We start from the raw sequence: 9,706 nt of genomic DNA, 5'->3' as shown, positions 1-9,706 counted from the left end.
TCAAACAAAGGCTCAATCTTTACCTTAGAAAAATCAATCTTTTCAGGCTCTGCTTTCACTTCTTCAGTAGCCTTAGATTTTACATCATTTTTCTTATTTACATCATTCAGGGTCTTCATTGTCGGGAATAATAAAACATCGCGGATTGCCTGAGCGTCAGTCAATAACATTACCAGTCTGTCGATTCCGTATCCGATTCCACCTGTTGGCGGCATACCGATCTCCAGTGCGTTCAGGAAGTCTTCATCTGTGTGGTTCGCTTCTTCATCACCAGCTGCAAATGCTTCTTCCTGTGCTGCAAAACGTTCTCTCTGGTCGATTGGGTCATTTAACTCTGAGTATGCGTTACACATCTCACGTCCGTATACATATAATTCAAAACGCTCTACGTAGTTTGGATCTTCCGGATTCTTCTTTGTCAGTGGTGAGATCTCGATTGGATGATCTGTTACAAATGTAGGCTGGATCATCTTCTCTTCGCAGAACTCATCGAAGAACAGGTTCAGGATATCCCCCTTCTTATGACGTTCTTCATATTCTACGTGATGCTCGTCTGCTAATGCTTTTGCTTCTTCGTCTGTCTTAACTTCTGCGAAGTCAACACCTGCATACTTCTTAACTGCATCGATCATGGAGATTCTTTCGAATGGTTTTGCCATATCGATGACTGTTCCGTTGTAGCTGATTACTGCGCTTCCGCATACTTTTTCTGCGAGGTAACGGAACATACTCTCTGTCAGTTCCATCATTCCTTCATAGTCTGTATATGCCTGGTATAATTCCATCAGTGTAAATTCAGGGTTATGACGTGTATCTACACCTTCGTTACGGAATACTCGTCCGATCTCGTATACTCTCTCAAGTCCTCCGACGATCAGTCTCTTCAGATATAATTCCAGGGAAATACGGAGTTTTACATCTTCGTTCAGTGCATTATAATGTGTCTCAAATGGTCTTGCAGCTGCTCCACCTGCATTGCTTACAAGCATCGGAGTCTCAACTTCCATGAATCCGCGTCCATCTAAGAAGTTACGGATCTCTTTGATGATCTTTGAACGTTTGATAAATGTCTCTTTTGACTCTGGGTTCATGATCAGGTCTACGTATCTCTGACGGTAACGTGTATCTGTATCTGTTAATCCATGGAACTTCTCCGGAAGGATTTGTAAACTCTTGGAAAGAAGTGTCATCTTCTCTGCATGGATAGAGATTTCCCCTGTTCTTGTTCTGAAAGCGAATCCCTCCAGTCCGAAAATATCACCGATATCAGAACGTTTGAAATCTGCATAAGAATCTGTTCCGATTGCATCTCTTGCAACATATACCTGGATGCTTCCCTGAAGATCCTGGATATTGCAGAATGAAGCCTTACCCATAACTCTCTTGAACATCATACGTCCTGCGATTGATACATGAATCGGATTGGCATCCATGATGCTTCTTCTTTCTTCATAATCTTTCTTCAGAATCTCTTTTGCCTGTTCTTCATCCATACCTTCTACATCTGGTGTCTGATGATCTTTTAAAAGTTCTGCCTCATGTGCTTCATACAGACTTTTCACTTCAAGTGAATGATGTGTCTGATCGAATTTTGTAATCTGGAACGGGTCTTTTCCGTTCTGCTGCAGTTCTGCTAATTTGTCACGACGAACCTTTCTTAACTGGTTTACGTCCTGTTCCTGTCCATTGTTCTGCTGCTTAGCCACTTTATATTCTCCTTCCTTATCCGAATTCAGACCTCTCTTATAAGAGAGGCCTGAGTGTATCCTGGTTATTCTTCGACGGGTGTCCGCCTGTCTCTTATAATGAACGGCTGATGTCCAGTACTTTGTACTCCATTACTCCTGCCTGTGTTTCTACAGTTACGACATCCCCTATCTTCTTGCCCATCAGAGCCTGGCCAACTGGTGATTCATTGGAGATCTTTCCTTCCAGACTGTTCGCCTCTGTAGATCCAACCAGTTTGAATTCCATCTCTTCGTCAAATGTGATGTCGAATACTTTTACTGTACATCCGATATTGATCTTATCGAAGTCAACTTCTTCTTCTACTACTACTTCTGCATTCTTAAGGATACCTTCCAGCTCTTCGATACGTGCTTCGATGTCTCTCTGCTCATCTTTTGCTGCATCGTACTCAGCATTCTCTGATAAGTCCCCCTGTTCTCTTGCTTCTTTGATCTTCTGAGCGATCTCTCTACGTTTTACAACCTTGAGGTTCTCAAGTTCATCTTCCAGTGCTTTTAAACCAGCATAAGTAAGTAATTTCTTCTTTGCTTCCATGTGTTTTGCTTCCTTTCTTTTCCCACTATTATCCTGACAATTTTCTGTCTGAATCATCTATCTAAATGTTTTATATGTCATAGAATAAAGATACTTTCACAATTTCATTATTATACATAAATGCCTGTTTTATGTCAATGTTTTTATCGGGCGGAAACGCTTATTTTCTGCCTGTTTCCGGCATTTCTTTGTCCTTTTCAACAGCTTTTTTCATCCCCGGCCAAAAACAGTGTTCAAATGCTCTTCCTTTCCGGCTATCCGCTACACAATTGCCCGGTCAAGAAGCTCTTCCAATTCCTCGTAAGACTCTACCTGATTGATCGCATCCCTGAGTTTCGCAGAGCCTTTCATTCCTTTCGTATACCAGGCTACATGCTTTCGCATCTCCCTTATTCCGATAAAATCTCCTTTGAACTCAATCTGAAGTCTTGCATGACGCAGCATCGTTTCTTTGATCTGTTCCGGTGTCGGTCTTGGTGGAACAACGCCTGTTCTTTCGTATTCCTGAAGCTCATGAAAAATCCACGGATTTCCCTGGGCGCCTCTTCCGATCATCACCCCGTCACAGCCTGTTTCTCTCCGCATCTGAAGTGCCATCTCTCCGGACGTCACATCGCCATTTCCGATTACCGGAATGGATACCGCTTCTTTTACCTGACGGATAATGTCCCAGTCCGCCTTACCAGAATAATACTGTTCTCTGGTTCTTCCGTGTACAGCAACTGCTGCACCCCCGGCTTCTTCTATGATCTTTGCGATCTCCACTGCATTGATACTGTCATCATCAAATCCTTTTCTGATCTTTACTGTCACAGGTTTTTCAATTGCTTTTGATACTGCTGACACGATCTCATATACTAGCTTTGGATTCTTCATGAGTGCAGAGCCTTCTCCATTTCGCACCACCTTTGGTACCGGACAGCCCATATTGATATCCAGAATCTGAAATGGCAGTTCCTCGATCATCTTTGCCATCTCACTCATGATCTTCGGATCCGATCCAAAGAGCTGTAATGACACCGGATATTCCTCCGGGTGGATTGCAAGTAATGCTTTTGTATTTTTATTCTTATATTGCAAAGCTTTGGCGCTGATCATCTCCATGCAGAGAAGTCCTGCTCCTTGTTCTTTGCAAAGTAGTCTGAACGGCAGATCCGTTACTCCGGCCATTGGCGCAAGAATATATGGATTTGCCAGATTAACATTCCCGATTTTCATCTTTCCTACTCCTGTTATTTTTATTCCTGCAGAATACGTTCGCTATATACGTGATTCTGAAAATTCCGAATAAGAAATGAGTAGCACTCTGTGCAAATACCGCCGGTCAGCCTTTTTTCAGATACACTTTCGGCTGCCGCAATCATATTTGCACAAAATGCTGCTCATTTTCATCTAACTTACATTTGCAATATGTTTCTTACTTTGTTCTTTTATTTTTCTCGTATATAAAACGAAGTCCCTTTAATGTCAATTCCGAATCATAGATATCAATCATATCTGTTTCATTTGCAATGATCTTGCCAAGTCCGCCGGTTGCCACTACTTTTGCATCTTTGTATCCGGATTCTTCTCTCAGACATTTGATAATATATTCTGTCTGACCGATCTGACCATATACCAGCCCTGCCTGCATCGCAGAGATCGTCTCTTTTGCAAGGATTGTCTCTGGTTTCTTGATCTCAATTGCCGGAAGCATATCTGCTTCTCCCCAGAGCGACTGGGCAGATGTACGGATTCCCGGTGCAATCACACCCGCTTCAAATGTACCATCCGGTCCTATGATGTCAAATGTGGTTGCTGTTCCATAATCTACTACAATCGTCGGTCCACCATATTCCGAATACGCACCTACTGCGTCTACGATACGGTCCGGTCCAACCTGTCTTGGATTCTCAGTTACAATACGGATACCGGTCTTAATTCCAGCCGATACAACCACCGGTTTTACTCCAAAATACTTAATGATCGCACTACCTAATGAATGCATCACATCCGGAACTACAGATGCGATAATTACCGCATTGATCCTTGAACTTTCAATTCCATGTCTTTCTACCAGTTCCTGTAATGTAATTCCATATTCATCTGATGTTCTTGGCTGCTTTGTCTTTATCCGGAATGTGCCGAATAATTCTTCTCCATCAAATACCCCAAGTGTAATATTGGTATTTCCTACATCTATTACCAGAAGCATACTGTTCCTCCTGCTTTTTCTCTTTCTTTTTCCGTATCTTCCCCGTCTTCAAGATTTACATCTTCTCCAAGGAAGAATACACGGTAATATAACTGCAATGCCTGCAGAAGATCCTGCTTCTCTCTTTGCAGCTGCTTGATCTTTAACTGACTTCCGATATCATCGAATGTCGGATCAAAGTCTTCACATGTAACTTCAAAGCACAATTCTCCGTCTTCTTCATATACCAGTGTCAGGATTCCTCCCACATCATGTACATAGAGTACGCACATGATCTTTAATTCATTTTTTACATCTTCCGGAAGCTGTTCAAAATCCGGATTCAGATAATATTTTTCTTCATAGGAATTGGCTCCGCAAAGCACTACTTTTCCATCATACATATCCATATACTCCTCTTACCGATACTTCTCCGGCATATATCTCTTTTTCTTCTCCCTCAGCTGTCCTTACGATCAGCTCTCCGGTCTTGTTAATTCCGAGCGCATGTGCTTCGTATTCATTACCCGGTTCCAGTACTTTTACATCCCGGTCCAGGTTAACCAGCATCGAATTATAAAGCTCCTGCAATCCCGACAGATCTTCTGTCTTCACAAATATCTCATAGTCCTTTTCAAAGCTTTTCATAATCGCTGCAATTAGTTCCGAACGTTTCACCTGTTTACCAAGTTCCATCTTAAGCGACGAAGCAGTCTTCCTGATATCCTCCGGGAAGTCATCCTGGTTGACATTAATGCCTGCTCCAATGACTACATGATTGATATAATCAATCTCCGTACTCATCTCTGTCAGGATTCCACAGATTTTCCGTCCATTTACTACGATGTCATTCGGCCACTTGATTTTGGTATCAAGTCCGGTTACTTCCTTAATGCCCTCTGCCACAGCAATTGCCATCACAAGTGTCAGCTGCGGAGCTTTCAGCGGCGAGATCTCCGGATACAGTAAGATCGTCATATAGATACTGCTTCCTGCCGGCGACTGCCACACGCGGCCGCGGCGGCCTTTTCCTGCGACTTGCATATCTGCCACGAACAATGTTCCTTGCGGGGCCTTGTTATCTCCCGCCTCTTTGGCACGGTTATTTGTCGAATCTATCTCATCATAATAGACAACATTGCTTCCTGCCCACTTTGTATCCATGAGACTTTCAATCTCAGCCTTTGACATCACATCCGGACTGTCGATAAGGCGGTAGCCCTTGTTGCGCACCGCCTCTATCTGGTATCCTTCTTTTTTCAACTGATCGATCACTTTCCAGACTGCCGTTCTTGACACCTGGAACTGTTCGCACAATTGTTGTCCGGAAATGTATGTATTACTTTCTTTTAACAAACGTAATATCTCTGATTTCATAATGCTCTTATCTGCCTACTCTCTCTCGCCAAGTGTTGCAACCATTACTGCTTTGATCGTATGCATACGGTTTTCAGCCTCATCAAATACTTTTGACTGTGGAGACTCGAATACCTCATCTGTAACTTCCATGTCATCAAGGCCGAATTTGTCATGAATCTGCTTGCCGATCTTGGTCTTCAGATCATGGAATGCCGGCAGGCAGTGTAAGAAGATTGCCTGTTCTCCTGCATTTTCCATTACTTTCTTCGTTACTTTGTATGGTGATAATTCACGGATACGTTCTTCCCATACTTCGTCCGGCTCACCCATGGATACCCATACATCTGTGTAGATAACATCTGCGCCTTTTGTTCCGCTTTCGATATCTTCTGTCAGTGTGATCATAGCGCCACTTTCTTTTGCATAGCCTCTGCATGTCTCTACCAGTTCTTCATTCGGGAAGTAATTCTTTGAAGTGCATGCTACAAAGTGCATTCCAAGTTTTGCACAAGCGATCATCAGAGAGTTACCCATGTTGTATCTGGCATCTCCCATGTATACAAGCTTGATTCCTTCCAGATGTCCGAAGTGCTCACGGATAGTCAGCATATCTGCCAGCATCTGTGTTGGGTGGTATTCATTGGTCAGTCCGTTCCATACTGGAACTCCGGCATATTTTGCAAGGTCTTCTACGATTTCCTGACCGAATCCACGGTATTCGATTCCGTCGAACATTCTTCCAAGTACTCTTGCTGTATCTTCGATACTTTCTTTCTTTCCAATCTGGGATCCAGATGGATCAAGATATGTGGTTCCCATCCCCATATCATGTGCTGCAACTTCAAATGCGCAGCGTGTTCTTGTACTTGTCTTTTCAAAGATCAGAGCAACATTCATTCCTCTGTACTTATCTACCGGAATTCCTTTTTTCTTCTTTTCTTTTAAATCTGCCGCGAGATCGATCATATAAGTGATCTCCTCTGGTGTAAAATCTTTCAGTGTCAGAAAATTTCTTCCTTTCAAATCCATTGTATTATACCTCGCTTTTTATCTACTATCTTTTGTCTCTTATCTTTTATCCGCCGTCTTTTGTGTGACAGCTGTCCGGCCATCACTCATTTTATCTATTCCTCTCCTTTTTCCGCTTTGTCATCACCAGCATCCGCTGCAATCTCTGTCACGGATTTGACCAGTCCTGCAATCCCCTGAATCTCGGACGGGATAATGATCTTCGTTGCTTTTCCATCCGCAGCCTTGGCAAATGCTTCCAGACTCTTCATCGTAAGAACTGCTTCATCTGCTCCTGCTTCTTTCAGGAAACGGATACCGTCTGCATTTGCTTTCTGTACTTTTGCAATTGCTTCTGCTTTACCTTCTGCTTCACGGATAGTTGCTTCCTTACGGGCTTCCGCTCTTAAGATAGCTGCCTGCTTCTCTGCTTCCGCATCCAGGATTGCAGATTCTTTGTGACCTTCTGCCACAAGAATGGTTGACTTTTTCTCTCCTTCTGCACGAAGAATTGCTTCGCGGCGTTCACGCTCTGCTTTCATCTGTTTTTCCATCGCATCCTGAATAGCTGCAGGTGGAATGATGTTCTTAAGTTCTACACGGTTTACTTTGATTCCCCAAGGGTCGGTGGCAACATCAAGGGATGCTCTCATCTTTGTATTGATCGTCTCTCTGGATGTCAGTGTCTGGTCTAATTCCAGATCTCCGATAATATTACGCAGTGTTGTTGCTGTCAGGTTCTCAATGGCCATGATCGGATTGGCAACACCGTAGCAGAACATCTTCGGATCTGTAATCTGGTAGAACACAACCGTATCAATCCGCATCGTTACATTGTCTTTTGTGATTACCGGCTGTGGTGCAAAATCAACAACCTGCTCTTTTAAATCCACTCTTCTTGCCACACGGTCCAGAATCGGCACCTTAAAATGCAGTCCGGTTCCCCATGTTGCCTGATAGGCTCCGAGTCTTTCAATAACAAGTGCCTGCGCCTGCCTTACAACTTTTACGCAGGAGATCACCACACAGATCACAATAATCAATAAAATCAAACCTAAAATCATAGTTACTCCTTTCCCGGCTGCTCACCTTTTTCCCTTACGATGAGTTTTACGCCCTGAATCCCGTTGACTACAACAATCGTATTCTTCTGAATCTTTCCATCCGGTTCATCCGTCTTTGCCGACCAGATCTGTCCCCGGATCTCTACCTGTCCTTTGGCCTTGATCGTATCGATGTCTTCTGTGACAAGTGCCTGCTGCCCAATCAGACCTTCTGCATTCGTCTTCTGCCTCTCCTGATTAAAATACTTCACCGCAATCGGTCTTGTCAGTACAAGCAGTACTGTTGAAACTACTATGAATACACCAACCTGGATCCATATGCCGAATCCCACCAGTCCGGTCAGAAATGCCATGGCCGCACCTCCGGCAAACCAGATGGTCGTAAGCCCCATAGTTACAATCTCAATAATCAGAAGGACAATGAATATCGCCAGCCAATAGATTACTTTCATACGCTGTCCTTTCTTTGTCTCAACCAATAGTATCTCTTGCCAACTATATTACTATACTCCGCTAAAGAAAGCAATTTTCTTCGGCGAAATGACAGGATTGTATCTAATTTTGTCCTTTATATTTTGTCTTTTTACCGCACCTGTATCTGTATGAAATCCTCGTCAGCGTTTCTTACATATTTCTTCTCTGTCTCGCCGCTTCAAACATCAGTACAGACGCTGCAATCGCTGCATTTAACGATTCTACCTGACCAAGCATCGGGATTTTGATATAGCAGTCTGCCATATCTGCAATTTCTCTTCTGAGACCATTCCCTTCATTTCCAATCAGGAATGCACATGGTTTTTTCAGGTCTTCTTTATCATAAGAGTTTCTGCCTTCCAGATGCGCTGCGTAGGTTGTGATTCCCTGGTCTTTTAGTTCCTGAATGCTCTTTCCAAGATCCTCTACATAGACAAACGGCATACGGTATACAGATCCCATCGTCGACCGGATAGTCTTTGGATTGTAAATATCCACGCATTCCCTATCCATCAGGATTCCGGTTACGCCGGCTCCTTCTGCCGTACGCAAAATGGTTCCCATGTTCCCCGGATCCTGCAGATGGTCCAGCACCATAATCAGCGGACACTGCACTTCTGTCAGTTCTTTTACCTCATGGTTCATCTGTTCCACCACACACAGGATTCCCTGCGGTGTCTTTGTGTCTGATGCATGGGCGAATACGGTATCCGTCAGTTCTTCTACTCTTACTTTGGCATCTTTCAGGACTTCTTTTACCGTATCTTTTTCTTTTTTGTAAAATGATTCGGATACATACACTTCTCTTAACTTTTCAACCGGTACTTCACGGAACATGCGGATGCCTTCTACCAGAAATACTCCCTCTTCGTCTCTTAGTTTTCTTTTCTTTTTTAAATTCACCAGACGTTTGACTCTGGCGTTGGATGTGCTTGTAATCATATGTGTTGTTCCTCGTTTTCTTAATTATTTATCTTATCATAGCATAATATATTATTTTTATGTTGTACATTTTTAAGTATAGTATATTATTTTATATTATACTATGATGTATTTGTTACCGCCTCCAACACAAGTTACAGAAAGGAGGTGTTTTTATGGATTTCTTGATATCATTCATTATCACCGTTATGGCTGGTGTAGTTTGCCACTTCATCATCAAATGGTTAGACGGTGATCTTTAACCGGTAACTAGCCTATGATTTTTATTCTTCCATGGTGACATGCTCCCACCACTTAAATCACAGATTTTGAAGTGAGGGCTTCTTGCTCAATGGCTCTACTGAGCCAAGTATCTACAAGCTATCCTCGCGTGCCCCGCGATTCATTTTTACCCAGTTATGGA

The 9,706-nt window shown here is 43.0% G+C and carries 10 protein-coding genes; all 10 read right to left on the bottom strand.

Annotated elements, in window-relative coordinates; all coding sequences use genetic code 11:
• A partial coding sequence (lysS, locus tag ACWJAF_RS13565) for a lysine--tRNA ligase (protein WP_448864648.1) occupies positions 1 to 1,706 on the bottom strand: 1,706 nt, incomplete at its 3' end.
• Positions 1,707 to 1,800: 94 nt separating this feature from the next.
• Positions 1,801 to 2,283 (bottom strand): transcription elongation factor GreA, encoded by a 483-nt coding sequence (greA, locus tag ACWJAF_RS13560; protein ID WP_296033500.1) that lies wholly within the window; start codon positions 2,281 to 2,283, stop codon positions 1,801 to 1,803.
• Between the two features lie 261 nt (positions 2,284 to 2,544).
• Entirely contained in the window at positions 2,545 to 3,501 is a 957-nt protein-coding gene (dusB, locus tag ACWJAF_RS13555) for a tRNA dihydrouridine synthase DusB (protein WP_296033502.1), read from the bottom strand.
• Between the two features lie 199 nt (positions 3,502 to 3,700).
• Positions 3,701 to 4,477 (bottom strand): type III pantothenate kinase, encoded by a 777-nt coding sequence (locus ACWJAF_RS13550; RefSeq protein WP_296033503.1) that lies wholly within the window; start codon positions 4,475 to 4,477, stop codon positions 3,701 to 3,703.
• Entirely contained in the window at positions 4,465 to 4,860 is a 396-nt protein-coding gene (locus ACWJAF_RS13545; protein WP_296033505.1) for a DUF6145 family protein, read from the bottom strand. The genes ACWJAF_RS13550 and ACWJAF_RS13545 overlap by 13 nt, the downstream gene beginning before the upstream one ends.
• Positions 4,853 to 5,833: a biotin--[acetyl-CoA-carboxylase] ligase gene (locus ACWJAF_RS13540; RefSeq protein WP_448864645.1), complete on the bottom strand. Its 981-nt coding sequence runs from the start codon at positions 5,831 to 5,833 to the stop codon at positions 4,853 to 4,855. The genes ACWJAF_RS13545 and ACWJAF_RS13540 overlap by 8 nt, the downstream gene beginning before the upstream one ends.
• Before the next feature lie 15 nt (positions 5,834 to 5,848).
• Complete coding sequence (argF, locus tag ACWJAF_RS13535) at positions 5,849 to 6,844, bottom strand: ornithine carbamoyltransferase (RefSeq protein ID WP_448864643.1); 996 nt, start codon at positions 6,842 to 6,844, stop codon at positions 5,849 to 5,851.
• A gap of 95 nt (positions 6,845 to 6,939) precedes the next feature.
• Positions 6,940 to 7,887, bottom strand: coding sequence for an SPFH domain-containing protein (locus ACWJAF_RS13530; protein WP_448864641.1), 948 nt, complete (start codon positions 7,885 to 7,887; stop codon positions 6,940 to 6,942).
• A 2-nt stretch (positions 7,888 to 7,889) separates the two neighbouring features.
• The gene (locus ACWJAF_RS13525; RefSeq protein ID WP_448864640.1) at positions 7,890 to 8,339 is read right to left on the bottom strand and encodes an NfeD family protein; all 450 of its coding nucleotides are present in this window, start codon (positions 8,337 to 8,339) and stop codon (positions 7,890 to 7,892) included.
• A 172-nt stretch (positions 8,340 to 8,511) separates the two neighbouring features.
• Positions 8,512 to 9,303, bottom strand: a complete 792-nt coding sequence (gene rlmB, locus ACWJAF_RS13520) for a 23S rRNA (guanosine(2251)-2'-O)-methyltransferase RlmB (RefSeq protein WP_448864638.1) — start codon at positions 9,301 to 9,303, stop codon at positions 8,512 to 8,514.
• Between the last annotated feature and the right edge of the window lie 403 nt (positions 9,304 to 9,706).

This window comes from Dorea sp., assembly GCF_977044405.1.
This window is presented reverse-complemented; position numbering and strand designations above follow the sequence as displayed.

Excerpts from the sequence above, each read along its gene's own strand:
- greA (WP_296033500.1), bottom strand. The coding sequence starts at position 2,283 with ATGGAAGCAAAGAAGAAATTACTTACTTATGCTGGTTTAAAAGCACTG.
- dusB (WP_296033502.1), bottom strand. The coding sequence starts at position 3,501 with ATGAAAATCGGGAATGTTAATCTGGCAAATCCATATATTCTTGCGCCA.
- ACWJAF_RS13550 (WP_296033503.1), bottom strand. The coding sequence starts at position 4,477 with ATGCTTCTGGTAATAGATGTAGGAAATACCAATATTACACTTGGGGTA.
- ACWJAF_RS13545 (WP_296033505.1), bottom strand. The coding sequence starts at position 4,860 with ATGTATGATGGAAAAGTAGTGCTTTGCGGAGCCAATTCCTATGAAGAA.
- ACWJAF_RS13540 (WP_448864645.1), bottom strand. The coding sequence starts at position 5,833 with ATGAAATCAGAGATATTACGTTTGTTAAAAGAAAGTAATACATACATT.
- argF (WP_448864643.1), bottom strand. The coding sequence starts at position 6,844 with ATGGATTTGAAAGGAAGAAATTTTCTGACACTGAAAGATTTTACACCA.
- ACWJAF_RS13530 (WP_448864641.1), bottom strand. The coding sequence starts at position 7,887 with ATGATTTTAGGTTTGATTTTATTGATTATTGTGATCTGTGTGGTGATC.
- ACWJAF_RS13525 (WP_448864640.1), bottom strand. The coding sequence starts at position 8,339 with ATGAAAGTAATCTATTGGCTGGCGATATTCATTGTCCTTCTGATTATT.
- rlmB (WP_448864638.1), bottom strand. The coding sequence starts at position 9,303 with ATGATTACAAGCACATCCAACGCCAGAGTCAAACGTCTGGTGAATTTA.